Annotated in this window: 16 protein-coding genes; 2 read left to right on the plus strand and 14 right to left on the minus strand. The window is 65.0% G+C overall.

Annotation, left to right across the window (positions count from 1 at the left end; all coding sequences use genetic code 11):
- Positions 1-16: 16 nt before the first annotated feature.
- Genes CAM01S_RS04205 through CAM01S_RS04225 form a run of 5 tightly spaced genes read right to left on the minus strand, consistent with a single transcriptional unit; the run spans position 17 to position 5,758 of the window.
- Positions 17-1,516 carry an aldehyde dehydrogenase family protein gene (locus CAM01S_RS04205; protein ID WP_066517039.1) on the minus strand — a complete coding sequence of 500 codons (1,500 nt, stop codon included), beginning with the start codon at positions 1,514-1,516 and terminating at the stop codon, positions 17-19.
- Position 1,517: 1 nt separating this feature from the next.
- Positions 1,518-2,567: an amidohydrolase family protein gene (locus tag CAM01S_RS04210; RefSeq protein WP_066517040.1), complete on the minus strand. Its 1,050-nt coding sequence runs from the start codon at positions 2,565-2,567 to the stop codon at positions 1,518-1,520.
- Positions 2,564-3,211, minus strand: coding sequence for a cysteine hydrolase family protein (locus CAM01S_RS04215; RefSeq protein ID WP_066517045.1), 648 nt, complete (start codon positions 3,209-3,211; stop codon positions 2,564-2,566). The genes CAM01S_RS04210 and CAM01S_RS04215 overlap by 4 nt, the downstream gene beginning before the upstream one ends.
- Positions 3,208-4,476, minus strand: coding sequence for an alpha/beta hydrolase family protein (locus CAM01S_RS04220; protein ID WP_157071413.1), 1,269 nt, complete (start codon positions 4,474-4,476; stop codon positions 3,208-3,210). Before CAM01S_RS04220 ends, CAM01S_RS04215 begins: the two co-directional genes overlap by 4 nt.
- A gap of 25 nt (positions 4,477-4,501) precedes the next feature.
- On the minus strand, positions 4,502-5,758 hold the full coding sequence (locus CAM01S_RS04225; RefSeq protein WP_157071414.1) for an MFS transporter: 1,257 nt from the start codon (positions 5,756-5,758) through the stop codon (positions 4,502-4,504).
- Between the two features lie 126 nt (positions 5,759-5,884).
- Here CAM01S_RS04225 and CAM01S_RS04230 point away from each other — a divergent pair, with 126 nt between their 5' ends.
- Together CAM01S_RS04230 and CAM01S_RS04235 are read left to right on the plus strand one after the other, a co-directional pair.
- Positions 5,885-6,931: an asparaginase gene (locus tag CAM01S_RS04230; protein WP_066517052.1), complete on the plus strand. Its 1,047-nt coding sequence runs from the start codon at positions 5,885-5,887 to the stop codon at positions 6,929-6,931.
- A gap of 19 nt (positions 6,932-6,950) precedes the next feature.
- Positions 6,951-7,646: a GntR family transcriptional regulator gene (locus CAM01S_RS04235; RefSeq protein WP_066517055.1), complete on the plus strand. Its 696-nt coding sequence runs from the start codon at positions 6,951-6,953 to the stop codon at positions 7,644-7,646.
- 192 nt (positions 7,647-7,838) lie between these two features.
- Here the strand turns inward: CAM01S_RS04235 and CAM01S_RS04240 are convergent, their stop codons facing one another.
- From CAM01S_RS04240 to CAM01S_RS04280, 9 genes are all read right to left on the minus strand, one after another.
- Positions 7,839-9,062 (minus strand): IS256 family transposase, encoded by a 1,224-nt coding sequence (locus tag CAM01S_RS04240; protein ID WP_066517057.1) that lies wholly within the window; start codon positions 9,060-9,062, stop codon positions 7,839-7,841.
- A gap of 566 nt (positions 9,063-9,628) precedes the next feature.
- Complete coding sequence (locus CAM01S_RS04245; RefSeq protein WP_066517059.1) at positions 9,629-10,759, minus strand: Gfo/Idh/MocA family protein; 1,131 nt, start codon at positions 10,757-10,759, stop codon at positions 9,629-9,631.
- Positions 10,756-11,709, minus strand: a complete 954-nt coding sequence (locus CAM01S_RS04250; RefSeq protein WP_174520410.1) for an aldo/keto reductase — start codon at positions 11,707-11,709, stop codon at positions 10,756-10,758. Before CAM01S_RS04250 ends, CAM01S_RS04245 begins: the two co-directional genes overlap by 4 nt.
- A 32-nt stretch (positions 11,710-11,741) precedes the next feature.
- Entirely contained in the window at positions 11,742-12,716 is a 975-nt protein-coding gene (locus CAM01S_RS04255; protein ID WP_169795837.1) for an aldo/keto reductase, read from the minus strand.
- Between the two features lie 4 nt (positions 12,717-12,720).
- Complete coding sequence (locus CAM01S_RS04260) at positions 12,721-14,334, minus strand: glycoside hydrolase family 53 protein (protein ID WP_083527757.1); 1,614 nt, start codon at positions 14,332-14,334, stop codon at positions 12,721-12,723.
- Positions 14,335-14,367: 33 nt separating this feature from the next.
- Positions 14,368-16,392, minus strand: a complete 2,025-nt coding sequence (locus tag CAM01S_RS04265) for a beta-galactosidase (protein WP_066517065.1) — start codon at positions 16,390-16,392, stop codon at positions 14,368-14,370.
- Positions 16,393-16,430: 38 nt separating this feature from the next.
- On the minus strand, positions 16,431-17,315 hold the full coding sequence (locus tag CAM01S_RS04270) for a carbohydrate ABC transporter permease (protein ID WP_066517067.1): 885 nt from the start codon (positions 17,313-17,315) through the stop codon (positions 16,431-16,433).
- Positions 17,312-18,244, minus strand: a complete 933-nt coding sequence (locus CAM01S_RS04275) for a carbohydrate ABC transporter permease (RefSeq protein ID WP_066517069.1) — start codon at positions 18,242-18,244, stop codon at positions 17,312-17,314. The genes CAM01S_RS04270 and CAM01S_RS04275 overlap by 4 nt, the downstream gene beginning before the upstream one ends.
- A 64-nt stretch (positions 18,245-18,308) precedes the next feature.
- Positions 18,309-19,667 (minus strand): ABC transporter substrate-binding protein, encoded by a 1,359-nt coding sequence (locus CAM01S_RS04280; protein WP_066517070.1) that lies wholly within the window; start codon positions 19,665-19,667, stop codon positions 18,309-18,311.
- Positions 19,668-19,700: the final 33 nt, after the last annotated feature.

A 19,700-nucleotide genomic window follows, 5' to 3' on the forward strand; every position in this document is an offset into this window, starting at 1 on the left:
CCGTTGCGTTGTGGCCTCAGGAATAGCGGATGAGGTCCGTGGTCCCGAACCAATCCGGCGCTTTCTCGCTGGTCGCGATAAGAACGCTCTTCGCTTGGGTGTAGGCATGGAAGGCTTCGATGGCGTTCTCCGACCCGATGCCGCTGTCCTTCATGCCGCCCCATGGGGACGCGGGGTCGATTCGATGATGATCGTTGACCCAGAGGATGCCGATATCCAGCGCCTCGGTAACACGGAGTGCACGACTAATGTCACGGGTCCAGACGGAGCCAGCGAGGCCGAAGTCGGCGTCGTTCGCTTGCCGGATCGCATCTGCTTCATCAGTAAACGGAACCAGAACGGCGACGGGTCCGAAGACCTCGTCCCGCCAGATGGCGTGCTCCGGTCGGACGCCGGTCAGGATGGTCGGTTCATAGAAGTGCCCGGCTGCGTATGCCTGCCCGGAGGGTCTGCGGCCCCCTGCGGCGATCGTGGCGCCTTCCCGTTCGGCATGTTCGACGGCGTCGGCGACTTTCGCGAGTTGCGCTGCGCTGACGAGGGGTCCGATTTGGGTGGCTTCGTCAGCCGGGTCGCCGAGCTGTAACGCGGCGGTGCGTTTCGTGAACGCAGCGGCGAATGCGTCGTACATGGACTCTTGCACCAGGACCCGTGCGCCTTGCACGCAGGTTTGGCCGGTCGCGATGAAGGAGGCAAAGAGCGCTCCGGACACGGCACGGTCGAGATCGACATCGTCGAAGATGATCACGGGTGCTTTGCCGCCGAGTTCGGCTGTTACGGGGATGAGATGCCGTCCCGCGTTCGCGGCGATGACGCGCCCAGTTTCGGTCCCGCCGGTGACGTCGAGCTTGTTCAGCCCCGGATGTTCCGACAGGGCGCGGCCGGTGGTTGCGCCGAGGCCGGTGACGACGTTGACGACACCGGCGGGCACGCCTGCGTCTTCGAGCAGCGCTGCAAGGCGTAGCGGGACCATTGGGCCGAGTTCGCTGGGCTTGATGACGAGGCTGTTTCCGGCAGCAAGCGCGGCGGCGACTTTCTTCATCGTGATCAGCAGCGGATGATTCCACGGCGTGATCAGCCCAGCGACACCGAGGGGGACTCGCCGAACGACGTTGAGGTGCTCTCGTCCGATGTCCGGCACGACGCCGCGTTCGGTCTGGGCGACCGCGGCGAAGAACTCCAACCATTCCGGAAGGCGCCGCAGTTGTGCACGCATCTCCCGAATCGGCCGACCAATCTGCTCCGTCTCCAGCCGCGCGTACTCGTCGACGCGCTCGCTCAGCAGGCGCGCCGCAGCATTCAGCACCCGTGCGCGATCACGGGGCGCCTGGCCCCGCCACCGCTGGTCGTCGAACGCGCGGCGACCCGCAGCGACCGCACGGTCAACGTCAGCGGCGGTGGCGTGGGCCATGGTCCCGAGGCGGGCGCCGGTTGCGGGTGAGGTGAGATCGATGGTCGCGCCGTCGGATGCGGACTCGTCGTGTCCGTCGATGTGAAGAAGGAGTTGTACGTCAGTCATGTCATCGTTTCTGAGCGAGGTGCCCGATCGTGCCGAAGAGGCGCTGCGCGTTGCCGTGCGCAATGGCCGCGCGTTGTTCGGGGGTGGAGTGGTACGCCGACAGTTGGCTCTCGAAGGAACCGCCGCCCATGTCGAATGGGACGTCACTGCCGAACAGGACGCGGTCCCAGCCGACGCGTTCGATCAGCCAACGGGTGGCCTCGGGGTCGTGAGTGAGAGTGTCGTAGGAGAACCGCGACGCGTAGAAGCTTGGAGGATTCAAGGGCCGCGCTGCTTCCGGACGCACACGGTGTCCGTGGTCAAGGCGTCCGAGCTGATATGGGAGATGGCCGCCGCCGTGCACGAGCAGCAGGTTCAGGGTCGGCAACTCGTCGAGGGCGCCGGAGAGGATCAGGCGTGATGCCGCGAGTGCGGTCTGCCACGGGTTGCCCTGCAGGTTCGTGAGATAAAAGTCATCCAGCAGTCCGGGCTCCGCACCGACGTAATACGGGTGGATCTCCAAGGGAACGGCAAGTTCGGCGGCGGCCTGAAGGACAGGACGAAGCTCGGATCCATCCAGAGGAAGACCTTCGACGTGGGGTCCGATCTCCGCGCCGCGCAGCCCGAGCTGGGTGACCGCTCGCCGGAGTTCCGCGACGGCGGCGTCGGGATCTTGCATCGGCAACGTTGCGAGTCCGGCGAGTCGGTCGGGTGCCTGCGCGACCGTCGCGGCGATCGCGTTGTTCACTTCCGTCGCAGCACCGATCGCTTCGGCGCGATCCGCCCAATACAGAAACAGCGGTGGGGCGACCGAGATCACGGCGGATGCTGTACCTGCCGCGTCCATTGCTGCGAGACGCGCCTGGACGTCGTGGAACTGTGGCAAGAGCGGATACCGGTACCCCTGACGATGCACCACCCAGGGGGTCCCGTGCTCCGTTTCGATGCGAATGCCGTCGGGACCATCCCCGGCGCGTGCCGCGTCGACGATCAGTTGCGGAAACACATGGGTATGCACGTCAACGGCGCGATCGGTCGCGGCTGTCGTGGCCGATTCCGCGATCGGAGTCATGAAATGATCGCCCGGTGCGATCGGAGCTCTTCCAGCGTCTCCTCGGCGGTGGCTGTCCATCCGAAGGCTTGGCGGATGATTCCGAGAGCGGTGTCATGCATGCTTCGGTCCATCGTGTCGACGCAGTCCTCAAGCACGACGGCTGCGTAGTCGCGAGCGTTCGCGGCGACGGTGGTGGCTAGGACACAACTGTTGGTGTTCACACCCATGATCAGAAGCGTCTCGATGTTCCGTGTCTCGAGCAGGAACTGCAGTTCCGTTGCCTGGAACGAGTCGTACCGTTTCTTCGTGGAGATGGTGATGTCCTCGGGCGCGAGCAGTTCCGACATCAACTCCAGACCCGGACTTCCGGGCAACTGGTGACGAAGCACGTTCCCCCGCGTCGCGCTGGTGCCCGCCACGGTCGACCACCAGGGGTTCGCACTGATCTCCCCGACGTCGAAGTAGGAGGTGACCACGTGGATGACGGGAATGCCGAGGGCGCGGAATCGGTCAAGAGCGCGAGCCGCGGTGACGGTGAGTTCAGCGGCGGCGTCAGTGGGAAGCGGCATCGTAGCTACGCTCGGGTCGAGGTGGCCGCGATGCAGGTCGATCGTCACGACCGCGGTCGTCGTCGGATTCATGGATGGCAGAGCGCCGGTCATACTGATGCCTCCAGTTGCGTGTGCTTCGGGTGAGGGCGCGATTCCACCTCGCCATCGGAACGGACAAAGGAAAACGCGTCGGACGCCGGGACGTCGTGGACACGGTCGAGGAGCCAGTCCGCGGCGTACGTGAACCAGTTCGGGCCGTTCGCGACTGACGCTGTAGGAAGCGACAGCGCATGCCGGCCCTGCGCATACACAAGCAGCTCGACCGGCGCGTCAGCGCGGGCCGCCAGGTCGTAGGTGTGCTCGATGTCGGACAGCTCGTCGGCATCTCCTGCCACAACGAGCCACGGCACCTGCATGGCACTGACCGCGTCGCGGAGGTCCAGCTGCTGCACCATAGTGTCGAACGCCGTTTCGTCACGCTCCAGCCCTGACATCCACATGTATCGCGCCTTGAACGACGGCGACGCCATTTCGAAGATCCCGTATCCGCCCGGCTCGTGGCATACCAGCCCCACCGCGGCGCCCTTCATCGTCGGCTGCGAGGCCGCGATCTGCGTCATCCAGTAGGAGCCGAAAGACAACCCATACCCGACGATGTTGCCCTCATCGACATCGTCGCGGCTCCGACACCACGCCATGATCTCCTCGCCCGCGTCCACCCATGCGTTCGGGGTGAAGTGGACGCCACGGATCGGCGCTTCCGCTTGACCGGGTCCGTCGAATGCGAGGATCGCGAACCCGCGCTCGAGCAGCTTGTCGCCGTACATGCTGACGTTCAGTTCTTTCGCCTGGTCCATCCCTCCGACAGACAAGACGATGGGGAGCGGTTCGCTGCCGCAACCCGCGGGTCGGTGATACCAGGCGGGGATGAACCCGGCACCGAAGGGGATCTCCACACGTTCGACGTGATGGTCCGCGAGGCGCCCATACGCGGCGTAGCAGGCGTTCTTCGCGTCGTCGATAGCGATCAGCTCCGGAGTCGTCTCCCAGATCGACCATTCCGCGGTCGAATACAGGACAGCCGCGTGGAACCAGTGTTCGCGGGCCGTGACCGCGCGCCCGGCTGCCTCGGCAGCCTCCGCGAGCCGCTGACGGCGTTCAGCTCGGCCGAGGAATACCGGTACGAGGTCAGCGAACTTCGTGATGGCGGGGAGCGCCGCGGCGAAGTCCGCGTTCCCGTCCACGCCCATCGGGCGGATCGTGTAGGCGATGCGCGGCTGATCCCACTCGAGGCCGTCGGTCCGAAGCACTGAATCGATCATCCACCGCTGCTCATGCCACCGACGGGGTCCAGACGGCGTCGTGTTCTTAATCATGCAAGTTCCTTACCGCTAGTGACGCTCACGCGTTGGATTCGACGACGCGTGCATTGGTGAAACGAGAGGGTTGCACGAAGAGCATCACGATGATCGCGATGATCGGCAGGAGCGTCAGCTGCACCAACCCAGCGCCGCCCCACCCGACGCTTCCAACCAGGGCCGAAAACAGGTAGCCGGCGACAGCGGACGGGATGTAAAACGCCGCAACGAACACCCCGGAGGCGCGGCCCACACGCTCGGGCCGAACGGATCGCTGGATGGCCGAATACACGTTGACGAAGCAGAATCCGCTCGCGATAGCGCCCTCGAGGAACGCCAGAACGTCCTGGCCGCCGTGATTCGTCGGACCGTTGAACAGCAGATATCCCACAATGCAGCCCGCGATGAGCGCTGCGATGAGGATCCACTTCTGGTTGAACCGATCACCCAGGTACCCCGCCGGAATACCAAGCAGCGCCCCCAGACCGAACATGCTCGCCGCGAATCCCGCCTGAACCTGCGTGAAGTGCAGCTGGGTCTGCAGGAACGTCGGATACAGACCAATGAATCCGTACATCGCCAATCCGATCAGCGCAGCGGCTACCGCCAGCAGGAGGATGTTCCGATTCACCATTCGGTCGGGCACATGGGCCAAAGCTCGGCTTGAGAGCGATGCAGGCGCTTCCTGCTGTTCGGTGAAACTCTTCCGAATGAAGATCACGATCAAAATCGCGATGAAAATCCCAAGCCCCGCGTAGGTGTAAAACGGGGTTCGCCAGCCCGACGAGGCAAGGTGTGCGCCCAGTTGGGGGCCAATATAACCACCGAGCCCATACGCGAAGTTCAGCGTGCCCAGCGCCAAAGACCGATTCGCGAAAAAGTACGCGCCGACCGCGGAGAACAGCGCTGCGTTCTGCATCGCCTCACCCACACCTGACAGCGCGCGATACGCGAACATATCGCCAAATCCGTGCGACATCGCCGTCAACAGCGTGAACATGGAGTAGATCACAATGCCGATCAGCATCACGGTCTTCCGCGAGAACCGATCGAGCAGGATGCCACTCGGGATGCCGGCAACGCCGATGCCCAGGGTAAAGATCGTTGCGAGCAGACCGCCGCTCGGCAGCGAGAAGCCGAACTCCTTGACGATGCTCGGCAGCACGACGGGAAACACCTGTCGATCCATGGCATTCACGACGTAGGAAGCGGCCACGAGCACGAGGCTCGCGATCGCGATCCAGGGGGCGAGTTTCACCAAGCGCCCTTCAGCGCTGGCAGGGACGGACGGCTGTGTCACGGGTGCTCCTAGATTCGTTCGGCTGCGAGTGGATCAGGATGGCGCTTTCGTGTACTTTATAAGATGCAATCTACGAACTGTCAACACCCCTCCGCCCTGGATGATTGCGCGGACCGAGAGGACAACGTGGCCCACTCCGAGCTTCCCCACGTCGCTGTCGCATCCCTCGGCGGCACGATCACGATGACCGGCACCGGCGGAGTGCGCCCTACGCTGACTGCCGCCGACCTGGTCGCCGCAGTACCTGGTGTCGCCGACCTCGCACAGTTGGACGCCGTCACCCTCGCCACCGTCCCGGGTGCCTCCCTGCGGCTTGCAGACCTAGAACGGGCGCTCCGCTGGGCGCAAGATCGTGTCACGGCAGGCGCAACGGGAGTGGTGATCGCGCAGGGCACGGACACTATCGAGGAGACTGCCTACTGGCTGCACCTGCACTGGGACGTGGCGGCACCGCTCGTCATCACCGGAGCGATGCGGCCCCCGGCCGCCGCGTCCGCCGATGGCCCGGCGAACCTGCTGGCGGCGGTCGCGGTTGCCGCCGACGCAGGCGCGAGAAATCGTGGCGTCCTCGTCGTTCTCGACCAGCAGATCCACGCGGCCGCGCTCGTGCGCAAACAGAGCACCACCGCCTTGAACGCCTTCCAATCCCCGACCGCGCCGCTCGGCGCCGTCAACGAGAACCGGGTCGTGTTCTTTTCCCCTGCTCACCTACGGACCGTGCTCTCGCTCGGAGAGCATCCGGCGCGCGTCGCTGCGATCGGCACCGGCATCGATGACGACGGCAGCCTCATCGATGCGGCAGCCGCAGCAGGCGTCGACGGAATCGTCATCGCAGCCTTCGGGGCCGGGCATCTCCCTGAGCGGGTCGCAGACGCTGCAGCTCAGGCGGCACGAACCATTCCAGTGGTTATTGCCTCGCGCACCGGCAGCAGCAGGACCCTCCGCGCAACGTACGGCTTCCCCGGCTCAGAACAAGACCTCTCCGCCCGCGGATTGCTCCTTGCTGCGTGGCTCGACCCCGCCAAAGCTCGGATCCTCTTAGCCGCGCTCCTCCAAAACGGCCTTCAGGGCACGGAACTTCGCAAGCAGTTCAACGCTTACGCGGATCCGTTCGCCTCCACATCTGACACGTATAACGGCAGCGGCTGCGATGATAAAGCGTCGTCGGCCTAGCTGAAGGGGGACCTCCACCATGACTCTGGTCGGACTCACACCCGCATCTCGAAACCGCACGGCCCACCAGTACGCCAAGCAAGCCATCCGCGACGCCATCCTCGACGGCACTCTCGCCGCCGGCGCGCACCTGGTCCAAAGCGAGCTTGCAACCCAACTCGGCGTCAGCACCACACCCGTCCGCGAAGCGCTCCGCGACCTCGCAACCGAAGGGCTTGTCCACTTCGACGCGCACCGTGGGGCGCTCGTCCGAGAACTCGACATCCGAGAAGTCGAAGAGATCTACGAGCTCCGAATCCTCCTCGAACCCGTCATGATCCGCCGAATGAATGGACACATCACACCGGCGGCTCTCGCCGAAGCCGAACGACTGCACCACATCATGACCGCGGAACGCAGCATCCCCGCGTGGGTCGAACTGAACCGTCAGTTCCACGCAGCCCTCAGCGGCCCAGCCGACGAATCCCGGCTCAGCAGTGTCCTCACCGGCTTGCGCGATGGAGCCGCACCATGGGTGCGCCTCTCACTCGGCACCGGTGAGGGACGCATCGAACAGTCACTCGTCGAACACGCCGAACTCCTCCGCCTCTACAAGTCGGCAGACGTTGACGCTATCGTCGACGCAACCGTCGGCCACCTTCGTGAGACGCTCCGCCTGACACAGGAAGCCCACGCCGCCGAGCAGAGCGCGCACGCAACCCAAGGACCCACATGACTGGCCCCGCAATTCCTAGCTAATCCGCCGACCGCCCACTTTTCCTGGTCCTAGACGGTGTCCCGCGGGCATTCCTGTGAGCTCGCAATATCGGAAATGACAGCGCCGCGACGCGCTAGCCGAAACCCGCCGCGGTGGCGTCCCTCTGAGTGGTGGAGTTTCTCAACACCGTGCGAGGTTCAGCTGTTGTGATTATGCCGCAGCGAGTTCGGGGATCGCGACCTCCTCTTCGGTGGTGTTCAGCAGCTTCATGGAGTGCTCGCTGAAGTAGCGGCGGTCGGCGCCGTCCCACTCGTCGTGTTGCTCGATCAGGACGTGGCCGGCCAGGCGGAGCAGCGCGGCCGGGTTCGGGAACGTGCCGACCACATCGGTGCGGCGTTTGATCTCCTTGTTGACCCGTTCGAGTGGGTTCGTGGACCAGATCTGCCGCCAGTGCTGCTGCGGGAATCCGCTGAACGCGAGGATGTCGTTCTTGGCGTCTTCGAGCATCTCCGCGATCTTCGGGTGCGAGCGCGTGAGCATGCGAACGACTTCGTGAAACTGGGCGAAGACGTGCTCGGTGTCGGGTTGGGCGAAGATGGTGCGGATGATCGAGGCGACCATCGGGCCGGCGGCTTTGGGGATGGTGGCGAGCACGTTCCGCATGAAATGGACACGGCATCGTTGCCAGCTCGAGCCGACGAACACCGTCTCGATCGCGGCGATGAGCCCGGTGTGCGCGTCGCTGATGACGAGCTTCACGCCGTCCAGTCCGCGGGCTTTCAGCGAGCGGAGGAACGTTGTCCAAAACGGTTGCGACTCGGTGTCGCCAACCTCGAAGCCCAGGACTTCCCGGCGCCCGTCGGCAGCGACGCCGATCGCGACGACGACCGCTTGGGACACGACCCGCCGGCCGATCCTCGCTTTGCAATAGGTCGCATCGAGGAACACATAGGGGTAGGTCGTGTCGCCCAGGGGTCGGTCGCGGAACGCGGCGACGTCCTCGTCAAAGGCGCCGCAGATCCGCGACACCTCCGACTTCGAGATCCCGGTGTCCGCACCGAGCGCCTTGACCAGGTCGTCGACCTTCCGCGTCGAGACGCCGTGCACATACGCTTCCATCACGACCGCGAACAGGGCCTGATCGACCCGGCGGCGCCGTTCTAGCAGCGATGGGAAGAACGTCCCCTGCCGCAACTTCGGGATCCGCAACTCCAGATCCCCGGCGGTCGTGGTGAGCGTCCTCGGGCGGGTGCCGTTACGTTGCGTGGTTCGAGCCGGTGTCCGTTCGAACGGGGCAGCGCCGATGAACGCGGCCGCTTCCGCGTCGATCAGCTCTTGGTAGAGCGTCTCGGTCGCGACCCGGATCCGATCATTCACATCGGTCAGTTTCAGTTCCCCGAGCAACTCGAGGAGGGCAGACTGGTCAAGAGCCATCGTGCGTTGTGTCCTTCTGTGAGATTCCTAGACAGTTCTCACTGACCATCGCACGATGGCTCACCACGTCCACGACGCGACACTCGAGCCCGAGATCTACACCACTCCCCGGGACGTCACCGACTCAGGCCGACCCCTACCGTCGACGATGTCGTCATCGCCACGGCATGACGACAACGGACCTAGCACAGCGGGCTGGCCCGTCGTGCCGGCTCGTGGATGCTTTTCTCATGCAGCCAGTGTACAGATTATTCACAGACTAACCAGAGTTGCTGCGACGGCAGCCGACGTCGCGACACCGGGTCGTTCCCCGCGGTCGATCTGGTCCGGCCCCAGTTATTGATCGACGCGGCGCTGACGCCGAGCTGGACACCGGCCGTCCTGATGGGTTTACCGGCGCGGACGAGTGCGACAGCCCGTCGACCGAACTCCGGTGGAAACGGCCGCGGCGTGGCAAGAGCATCTCAGAACAGGCCCGATCCTCAAACAATCGCGGGTAACCGAACCATGGGCACGTCATCAAGTCAACCAAACCTGCAGCAGTCCCGTCCCCACCACCGTCGGTGTCAGCGGCGAGCCTCAAACGTTCGAGCAAGCGCGCTGGGCGCAGATTGCCACGCACGCCGACCAGAGTCCACGGTTCCACCGCCCCGAGCGGCGTCGGCGATGAGGAGTGAAAGGTATTGGTCCTCCGCCGCGTCCGCGAGACCGTAAAAGCCGCGCCCGTTCTGAGCGAAGGCCGCCATTTTGGTGAGGACCGTTGCGATCGCGACCTCGTCGTCGGAGAGTCGAGCCGGGGCGAACGGGTTGTCATACACGACTCGTTCTGCGAGAGTGATGCGGCGGAGGAAGCGGCCTTCGAGGTCGCCGTCGATACCCGTCTCCTCACGATGCAGCCGGAGCCGAACAACGTCGCCGATGCCGCGCGCGAAGGTGACATTGTCGTCGACAATCTCTCCTCGCTCCCCTGAGACGGAGAAGTGTCGCGTTCTAATGGGAGAGAAGTACTGCTCCTCGTCGAAGTCGTAAAGCGCTAGCGCGCCTCGATCCGGGAAGGCGAGCCGGGCGGATACCCGCTCGGTACTGCGAATCGTCGGGCTCGCATCCCATCCGCGCCGTCCCAGTGTCGAGAGGACGCGGTCAGTGAACCTGTCCGCCGAGATGGTCACCCGCTCGAATCCGATACCGAGCGCCGCGCGCAGGAGACTGACGCCGTGGTAGTAGTGGGCCACCGATGAGAACGCTGCGTGTGGCGGTCCGATCAGCCCGGAGTGCACGACTGCGAGGCGGGCGGCGTGCTGTGGCTGATATCGGTATTGCTCGGCGAGCTGGACTGGCGCATCAACCGGTATGTCCCGAAGCAGATCCGTCAGGGAGTCTCGGTCGGGGGCAATCGGTGTTTCCACGAGCGTGGGGATACCGCGCCACGCCAGGTCGCGCACCCATGTGGGAGTCGCATCCGCGCTCACACACACGATCACGAAATCGAACTTCCCGTGCGCCAGGAATCGCTCGGCGTCGGCCACAGCGTGAACGCGATGCCTGGTGGCGAACGTTTGCGCCGCTTCGTCCGATCGGGACAGCGCTGCTTGGATCTCGACGCGGTCCGGGATCGCCGCGGCGACATCGGCGAACATCCCCGCACGCCACCCCGTACCGATGATGCCGACGCGCGCGGGCGTCCGGGTCGCGGTCATTGGAGGACCATTTCGATTGCGGCGAGTTCCGCCGTTGAGAGCGGAGGCGCGGTGAGTATGTGCATGTTCTGCTCCAACTGCTCAACGCTGCTTGCGCCAATGATCGCGGACGTGACCGCTGGGTCCCGAAGAACCCATGTCAGCGCGAATTGGGACAGGGTTTGCGCGCGTTCCGCGGCAAGAGCGTTCAACGCGTGGGCGGTGCGGAGGTACGTCTGGGTGATGTCGGCGCGGTGCAGGAATGGGCTCGTCGTGGCCCGCGATCCGTCGGGAGTGCCGCCGCCAAGATAGCGGTCGGTGAGAAGCCCTTGGGCAAGGGGGGAGAACACGGTGGTGCCGATGCTCAGTTCGGTCAGTACGTGCTGGAGAGTGTGCTCGTACGTGCGGTCGAGCATGGAGTATCGCGTCTGATGCAGCACGGCCGGCGTCCCGTTGCGTGTCAGCGCTGACTGCGCTGCACGAGTCTGCTCGGCGTCGTAGTTCGACAGGGCCGGGTAGAGCGCCTTTCCGCTCTGAAGAGCTCTCGTCAGCGCACCCATGGTCTCCTCGATGGGCGTGTTCGGGTCAGGGCGGTGTGAGTAGAAGATGTCGACGTATTCGACGCCGAGGCGGCTGAGGCTCTGATGCAGCGACGCGAGCATCGATTTGCGCGAGCCGCCGTCGCCGTAGGGGCCTTCCCACATGCGGTAGCCCGCCTTGGTTGCGATGACGATCTCGTCACGGTACCGGTGAAGGTCCCTGCGGAGGATCCGTCCGAAGGTTTCTTCTGCTGCTCCGGGGGGTGGGCCGTAGTTGTTGGCGAGGTCGAAGTGAGTGATGCCAAGGTCGAAGGCGCGCAGCACGATCGCACGTTGGGTGTCGAGGTCGCGATCTGTGCCGAAATTGTGCCAGAGCCCGAGGGAAAGCTCGGGTAGCGTGAGGCCGCTCCCACTTGCTCGGCGGTATTGCATTTGTTCGTAGCGGCTGTCGGCGGCGTGGTGCGTCAGCGGGATGCTCCTTCGTCAAGGGCCGCAGCCGATGATGGTCGGAGGGCTTCAATGTCATCCCAGAGCCCGGGAGGGATCGGTTCGGCGGCGTAGCGCACGCTCTGCTCCCATCGGGCGCGGTCCGAAGCGCCAACGATCGTGGAGTGCACGCGAGGTTCTCGCATACTGAACTGCAGCGCTGCCGCGCCCACCGAGACACCCGCCTCGTCACACAGACGCTGGATCCCGTGGAATGCGGCAGCGGTCTCGGAGTGCAGGGGCCGGTATCCGTAGCTGTTTGCGAAGCGTCGATCGCCGGTGAGGATGCCGCCGCCGTAGGGTGCTGCGTTGAACACGCCGATCCGGCGCTCTGCCGCGACGTCCAGCAGTTGGTCAGCGGATCGGTCCAGGAGCGTGAACCGGTTGTGGGTGACGACGGCGTCGAACAGCCCTGTGCGGAGGAAGCGTTCGAGCATGCGAACGGGACCTCCTGAGATGCCGATGTGCGCGGTGATGCCGACGTCGCGCATCGCGACGAGGGCATCGACGGGACCGCCTCGGGCCATTGCCCGCTCGAAGCCGATCTGTTCGGGGTCGTGTAGGTAGAGCATCTGGAGGTGCGAGAGACGAAGCCGCGCCCGCGACTCGTCGAGGGATCGCCGCATCTGCTCCGCGCTGAAGTCGCCGTCGGAGAGCCGCCGATCCAGTTTGGTTTGCAGAAGCTGCCCGGGCTTCAGCCCGTTCGCCCGTTCGAGGGCATCACCGATCAGGTGTTCGGCCAGCGATCCTCCGTAGATGTTGGACGTGTCGAGGGCGCTGACCGGCAGAGTGCCGTTGAAGAAGGCGTCCGCGAGGTCCGCGATCCGCTGATCCCGATGGGCGGGCGATTCGTCGGCTCTGAGCGGTCCCCAGTTCGACGTGCCGAGGGTGACCGCCGACACCTTCAGGTCGGTGCCTCCGAGAGGTCGTTGTTCTGCAGGGTCGGCGGTCACGGTGTCACCGCGGGTTGTAGACGGTGAGGGCGGGCAGGGCATGGTCGCTGTAGTCGAACATGGCCTGGTTCTCCCAGCCGTCGCCAGCGCTCGGGTTCGTCGGATCCCATCCGTTGCCCTTCACGACGGTCCACGCGGGTTCCCAGTAGAACGCGCCGAGTCCGAGGCCATCGGGAACCGCTTGGACGATGCTTAATGTGTCACGGAACATCGCGGCTTGTCCGGCTGGTGTGGCCGGGTATCCGGTTTCCAGTTCGCTGCTGTCGCTGAAGCTGAGACTCGCGGTCGGGTCGCCGCTTTGCAGCGTCCATGGGTACGCCGTCTCGGCGAGGAAGATGGGTTTGCGGTAGCGCGCGGCGGTGTAATTCAGCGTCGTCTGCAACTCGTCGAGGTAGCCGTGCCAGTACGAGTAGTACGAAAGCCCGATCAGGTCGAACGGGACGTTCTGCGCCTGCACGTTGTCGTAGAACCATTGCACGCCGCCCCAGTTCGCGGCGTTGGCGATGTGCAATGCGATTTGGGCGCGTGGGGCCGCTGATTTCACGCCGGCGATACCTGCCTTGAGCAGCGAAGCGAAGTCGGCGAACGCGGTGGCTGAGCCGTAGTTCATGCCGAGCGGCCAGAGGAGGCCGCCGTTGATTTCGTTTCCGATTTGTACCATGTCTGGTGGGGTGCCCTGGCGGACAAGAGCACTGACGACGTCGGCGGAGTAGTCGTGTACGGCTTGCTGAAGTTGGGGCAGGGTGAAGTTCGCCCAGGCCGATGGCGTGGCCTGATGCCCGGGGTCGGTCCAGGTGTCGGAATAGTGAAAGTCGAGTAGCAGTTTCTGGCCGCGACGCTTGGCTTGGCGCGCACCGTCGAGGAGCTGCTGCTCGTCGTCGAAGCCGTCTTCGGGATGCACCCACACGCGGAGGCGCACATAGTTCATGCCCGCAGCCTCCAGGATGTCCCAGGCGCTGCGCTGGCGTCCTTGCATGTCGTAATAGACGCCTCCGAGCGCCTCGCCCCGCACCAGGCTGGACAGGTCCGCCCCGCGGATGGGCAGCGCGGTGTCGCCCGGCGTCAGCGCGACCAGGCCGTAGTTGGTCCAATTTCCTGCGGCGCTGTCCGAGACCAGGTGGATGGTTGCCTCGTGTCCGGTGACGTGGACGGAGGTGACGACGTTGAGCCAGCTGCCGGTCGCGATCACAGGGACCGAGGTCCGGCTTGTGCGAGGTCCGGATTCCAGTTCGATGTAGTTGGCCGTGTCACCTCCACCGGATTTGACCCAGACACTCAGCGTGTAGGTGCCGTTGGGGAGCCCGCTGATGCGCTGCCAGGTGTCAACCGTGTACGGGTTGGCGCTCCAGTGGGTGAGCTGGAATCCGTCGCCGGCGTACCCATACTGGGTTGCTTCGGTGAACGACGCGGCCGCGTCACCGGTGACGTTCCACCCAGTGGGGTGCGCTGTGCCGGTGCCATCGGCGTTGAATGCGGGATTGAGCACGGTCCCCGTTCCGGCACGGTTCGGGGTGTGCGCCTGCGCGGCGTCGGGGATGCCGATTGCCGCTGCGGCGATCACGACGCCGACGCCGAGGGCGCTGCGGCGGCTCACTCTGATGGGATCGTGGGTGTTCATCGGCGTGACTCCTTTGTCGTGATGGTGACCGAGTTACTGAATGGGATGACGGATAATGCGGGTACCGCCCGCAGCGATTTCGGTTTCCCCGCCGACGGGCTCGCCGCTCACCGCGTCGGTACCGTCGGTCTGCAGTCGGAGGGTGCGGTCCGTGTGGTTGAGGTACACCTCGTAGGCCACGTCGTCTCCGAGCCGGGTGATGTGCTCGAGTTGCGGTTCGCGGGCGGAGTCGGCCCGAATGCGGGCGTCTTCGAGGGCCGGAGCGAGCGCGCTGGCGAGCCCGTCCGGATCGAGTTCCGTGGAGACATACCACGCGCTGCCGGCACCGAGGGTGTTGCGCGTGATCGCAGCACCGCCGGCCGCCGGGCCGGTGGTGTATGTGGCGATGGTGCGCGCGGACGTCGCGGTGAGCAGGTCGGTCCAGACGGTGCCACTGAGACCATTTGACAGGTCGGCGGTTTCGCCGCTGCGCAGCGGCGCGAATTCGTCGATCGAAAGACCAAGGACGGCGCTGAGTCCGTGCGGCAGCGGGGCGGCGGGGACGTTGTCGTGCACGCCGACGATGCCGCTGAAGTAGCCGGCGATCAGGGTGCCGCCCGCGCGAACAAACGATTCAACGTTCGCGGCAGCTGCCTCGCTCATCAAATACAGGCTGGGGGCAAGGACGAGGTCGTAGGACGCCAGGTCAGCTTCGGGATGCGCGAAGTCGACGGTGAGACCAAGTTGCCAGAGCCAGGTGTAGTAGTTCTCGATTTGCCGTCGGTGGCTCAGGTCCTTCGAGGGGCGCCATTCCAAGTCTTGCGCCCAGAACGACTCCCAGTCCCACAGGATTGCGGCGCGCGCGTGCACCCGGGTGCCTAACGCGTCGCGGAGGTCGCCGAGGTGGCGGCCGAGTTCAGCGGCTTCGGTGAAGATCCGGGACTGCGCTCCCTGGTGCGGCACGATCGCGGAGTGAAACTTTTCCGCTCCGGAGCGGGATGCCCGCCATTGGAAGAAGAGGATCCCGTCGGCTCCTCGCGCCCAGTGGCTGAGGCTGTTGCGTTCGAGTTCGCCTGGGCGTTTGGCGATGTTGCGGTCTTGCCAGTTCACGGCTGAGGTGGAGTGTTCCATGAGCAGCCATGGCTTCCCGGCGGCGAGGGAGCGAGTCATATCCGCGTCCATCGCGAGCAGCACATGCGCGTCGCGGCGTTCTCCGGTCAGGTAGTGGTCGTTGGAGACGATGTCGACCTCGCGGGCCCACTTCCAGTAGTCCATCGCGGGGCAGCTGGTGGCCATGAAGTTGGTGGTCACGGGAATACCCGGCGAGAGGCGGTGAAGGATGTCGCGCTCGCGAACGAAGCACGCTAGCAGCGCATCGCTGGTGAAGCGGGCGAAGTCGAGTCGCTGAGCCGGGTTGACGGTGGTGGCGGCGCGGCGCGGCGCGTCGATCTCGTCCCACTCGCCGTAGCGTTGACCCCAGAATGCCGTTCCCCAGGCGTCGTTCAGGTGCTCCAACGTCCCGTAGCGTTTCGCCAGCCACACGCGGAACGCGTCAACGGAGTGGGTGTCGTAGGACTCGGAGACTGGTGCCCCGTACTCGTTGTGAACGTGCCAGAGCCGGAGCGCTGGATGCGTGCCGTAGCGTTCGGCCAGAGCCGTGACGATGCGTTCGCAGGCGGCGGCGTATGCGGGAGCGCTTGGACTCATCATGCCGCGCGAGCCGAATCCCAATGGGATGCCGTCTCGGGTCACGGGGCGTGCGTCGGGGTGCTGCTTCCAAAACCATGCCGGTGGTGAGGCGGTCGGGGTTCCGAGGCTGACGCCGATGCCGGCGGCGTGGAGTCTGTCGAACACGTCGTCAAGCCATGCGAAATCGAACTGCCCTTCCCGGGGTTCCAGGAGCACCCAGGAGAAGATGCCGACGCTGACCAGGTTCACCCCGATCTCGGTCATCAGTTTGATGTCGTCGTCCCAGACCTCGCGGGGCCACTGCTCGGGGTTGTAGTCCCCACCGAACGCGATCCGGTCAAGTCCGGGGACGATACCCGCACGCGTGGTTGCGGGGGCGGTCAACGTCATGTCAAAGCCTGTTCTGTGAAGGGTCGTGGTGGACGGGGTCATCCCTTGACCCCGCCGCTGGAGAGGCCGGACTGCCAGTAGCGCTGGAGATAGAGGAACGATGCGATCAGCGGCAGGATCGAGATGAACGATCCGGTGATGACGGTCGAGAACAGCACGCGGGCGCCGCCGCCGGCGTTGCTCGACGACGCCCATTGCGCGAGCCCGACGGTGATCGGATACAGGTTCGACTGGTTCAGCATGATGAGCGGCAGGAAGTAGTTGTTCCACGTCGCGACGAGCGCCAGCAGGAACACCGTCACCATGGCCGGGCCGAGGAGGCGCATGGCGATCTGCCAGAAGATGCGGAACTCGCCGGCACCGTCGATGCGCGCCGCCTCGATCAGGCTGTCATCGACCGCGTCCTGCGCATAGACCATCACCAGATACAGCGCGAACGGGTTGACGACGGACGGCAGGATCACCGCCCACGGGGTGTTCGTGAGGTTCAGGTGTGCGAACAGCAGATAGGTCGGCAGCGCCAATGCCGTGCCGGGGATCATGATCGATCCGAGCACGACGCTGAAGATGCCGGTCTTCCCCGCGAAGCGATACTTCGCGAACGCGTAACCGGCGAGCGTGGCGAGGAGCACCGCACCGACCGCGCTGACGAGAGCGTAGTAGGCGGAGTTCAGCAGCCAGATCCCGAACGAGCCATTCTCGTAGGTGAACACCGTGCCGAGGTTGGCGAAGAACTCGAACGCGTGGCCGAACCAGAGACCGAACGTGTTGAACAGGTCCGTGTCGTTCTTGGTGGAGGCGATGACGAGCCAGGCGAACGGCGCGAGGAAGTAGACGCACGCCGTCCAGAGACCGACGGTCAGGATGATGCTGCTCCGCTTCCGACGCGGCTTCCGCGTCGACGCGGCGAGGCTGGTGGTCATGCGAGACGGTTCCTTCTCTGCGTGCTCAGTTGCACGACGTAGGAGACGACCATGATCGAGAATCCGAGGATGAACGCGACGGCCGCGGCGTAGTTGGCCTGGAGGTTCGTGAAAGCCAGGTTGTACGCGTAGAAGGTCGGCGTGAACGAGTTCGTGATCACCGTCGGCGCGAGCGGCTGGAGGAGGCTCGGCTCCGTGAAGAGCTGGAACGAGCCGATCACCGAGAAGATCACGCAGATCAGGACGGCGCCGCGAACCGCGGGGAGTTTGATGCTCCAGGCGATCCGCCATTGTCCTGCGCCGTCGAGCGCCGCCGACTCGAACAGTTCGGTCGGGATCGACCGCAGGGCGGCGTAGATGATGATCATGTTGTAGCCGACGAACTGCCACGTGGAGATGTTCATCATCGAGCCGAGGATCGTGTTGGCCGCGAGCAGGTCGGGCGGCGTGAGATGCAGCGCGCGGAAGATCTGGGCGATCAGGCCGAAGTTGTTGCCGTAGAAGTAGCCCCACATCAGCGTGGACACCACTCCGGGAATGGCGTACGGCACGAAGATCGCGAGCCGCACGAACTTGCTGCCTCGGAGATGGCCGCTGTCGATCGCGAGCGCGAAGAAGATCGCGAGGCCGAGCATGATCGGCACCTGGATGACCAGGTAGAGCAGGACCCGTACGACACCGTTCCAGAACGCCGAGTCGGCGAACGCGTGTACGTAGTTCGCGAGCCCGACGAACACATCCCCACCGATGAGCTGATGCTGGAACAGGCTCAGATACAGGGCATAGAAGATGGGGACGAGCAGCATCGCCGCGAAGAAGATCAGGAACGGGGCGATGAACAGATATGGGGCGATCGTTCGCCGTCGGCGGGGGCGGCGCGACGCGTTCGCGGGCGTGGAACGTGATTCGCGGAGTGGGACTGCGGTCATGTGGGCTCCTGGGAGGGGTCGTCACGGGCCGAGGTGCTGTTCGTGCGCCCCGGCCCGTGGAACCTCACTGCTTGACGGTGAATCCTTGCTGCTTGGCGTAGTTGACCAGGACGGTCTGCCATTTCTGGATCGCCGAATAGATATCGGTGTGCGCAGTGATCGCCTTGCCGACGGTGTCGCCCCACGCGGTCTGCGCGTAGTTCCAGAACGGGAGGTACTGGAAGTTCGGGCTCACCGTCTTCGAGATCGCCGCGAACGTCTGGTTCGCCTTCTGACCGCCGAAGAACGCGACCTTCTGGTCCTGGAAGCTCGAGGAGTTCAGCACGCTCAGCGTCGTCGGGAACAGCGCCGACTTCGGGTTCAGCGTCAGCTGGGACACGGAGGCCGGGTCAGAGTTCAGGAACTTGATGAACTCGTACGCGGGGATCGGGTTCTTGGAGGTCTTCATGACGGCGTCCGCCGAGCCTCCCCAGTTGCCACCCGAGTCCTGGCCGGCGGACCACTGCGGCAGCGGTGCTGCGGTCCAGTCGCCCGAGGTGTTCGCCGCGGAGCCCATCAGATCCTCGGGCCCCCAGGCGCCGACCACCCAGCCGGCGTAGTCGCCCTTCGCGAACGCCTGGTACCAGTCGTTCGTCCACGCCGGATCGGTCGACACGCCGCCGGACTGGAAGAGTTGCGTCAGATAGTCGGCGACCTGCTTGATCTTCGAACCGGTGAGGTTGATGGTGACCGTCTTCTTGCCGTCGTAGGCGAACGGTGCGGCGCCGGCCTGCTGCATCATGCCGACGATCTGCTCCGGGTCGGTCGGTCCGAAGTCGGCGAGGGATGCGCCGGTCTTCGCCTTCACGGTCTTCGCGTCCTGCATGAACTCGGCCCAGGTCGCAGGTGCGCTCGTGATCCCGGCCTTGGCCAGGATGTCCTTCCGGAACATGAACGTCATCGGCCCCTGGTCCTGCGGAACGCCCCAGACTCCGCCGTTGCTCGCGACGTTCGCCCACGCACCTGAGGTGAACTTCGACTTGATCGACGTGGCGCCGAACGGGGTGAGGTCGAGGAGCGAATTCGTGACGCGGATCGACGGCAGCTCGGAGTACTCGAGCTGCACGACATCCGGTGCGCCTTTGCCGGCCTGGATGGCGGCCTCCAGCTTGGTGTATTCGGTTCCGCCCTGGCCGGCGTTCACGACGTCGACCTTGATCTTCGGGTACTTCTTCTCGAACGCGGCGACCTCGTTGTCGAGCCCGGGAACCCAGGTCCAGACCGAGATCGTGGTGGGGGTGTTCATCGCCTTCGTGACCTGGGATGCGGTCAGGGTGGAGCTGCCGCCGGACGATGCCGACCCTCCACCCGCACTGCAGCCGGTCAACGCGAGGGCCACGGTGACAAGACCGGCCCCGATCGCGGTCGCGGAGCGCTTCTTCATTGAACTGTTCCTCTCGAGGGGTACGAGCGTCGT

It is taken from the genome of Curtobacterium ammoniigenes NBRC 101786 (genome assembly GCF_001571045.1).
Classification (GTDB): domain Bacteria; phylum Actinomycetota; class Actinomycetes; order Actinomycetales; family Microbacteriaceae; genus Curtobacterium; species Curtobacterium ammoniigenes.

Bases quoted from the DNA above. Each gene is read 5' to 3' on its own strand.
- CAM01S_RS04205 (WP_066517039.1), bottom strand. From the start codon at position 1,516: ATGACTGACGTACAACTCCTTCTTCACATCGACGGACACGACGAGTCC.
- CAM01S_RS04210 (WP_066517040.1), bottom strand. From the start codon at position 2,567: ATGACTCCGATCGCGGAATCGGCCACGACAGCCGCGACCGATCGCGCC.
- CAM01S_RS04215 (WP_066517045.1), bottom strand. From the start codon at position 3,211: ATGACCGGCGCTCTGCCATCCATGAATCCGACGACGACCGCGGTCGTG.
- CAM01S_RS04220 (WP_157071413.1), bottom strand. From the start codon at position 4,476: ATGATTAAGAACACGACGCCGTCTGGACCCCGTCGGTGGCATGAGCAG.
- CAM01S_RS04235 (WP_066517055.1), top strand. From the start codon at position 6,951: ATGACTCTGGTCGGACTCACACCCGCATCTCGAAACCGCACGGCCCAC.
- CAM01S_RS04240 (WP_066517057.1), bottom strand. From the start codon at position 9,062: ATGGCTCTTGACCAGTCTGCCCTCCTCGAGTTGCTCGGGGAACTGAAA.
- CAM01S_RS04245 (WP_066517059.1), bottom strand. From the start codon at position 10,759: ATGACCGCGACCCGGACGCCCGCGCGCGTCGGCATCATCGGTACGGGG.
- CAM01S_RS04250 (WP_174520410.1), bottom strand. From the start codon at position 11,709: ATGCAATACCGCCGAGCAAGTGGGAGCGGCCTCACGCTACCCGAGCTT.
- CAM01S_RS04260 (WP_083527757.1), bottom strand. From the start codon at position 14,334: ATGAACACCCACGATCCCATCAGAGTGAGCCGCCGCAGCGCCCTCGGC.
- CAM01S_RS04265 (WP_066517065.1), bottom strand. From the start codon at position 16,392: ATGACGTTGACCGCCCCCGCAACCACGCGTGCGGGTATCGTCCCCGGA.
- CAM01S_RS04270 (WP_066517067.1), bottom strand. From the start codon at position 17,315: ATGACCACCAGCCTCGCCGCGTCGACGCGGAAGCCGCGTCGGAAGCGG.
- CAM01S_RS04275 (WP_066517069.1), bottom strand. From the start codon at position 18,244: ATGACCGCAGTCCCACTCCGCGAATCACGTTCCACGCCCGCGAACGCG.
- CAM01S_RS04280 (WP_066517070.1), bottom strand. From the start codon at position 19,667: ATGAAGAAGCGCTCCGCGACCGCGATCGGGGCCGGTCTTGTCACCGTG.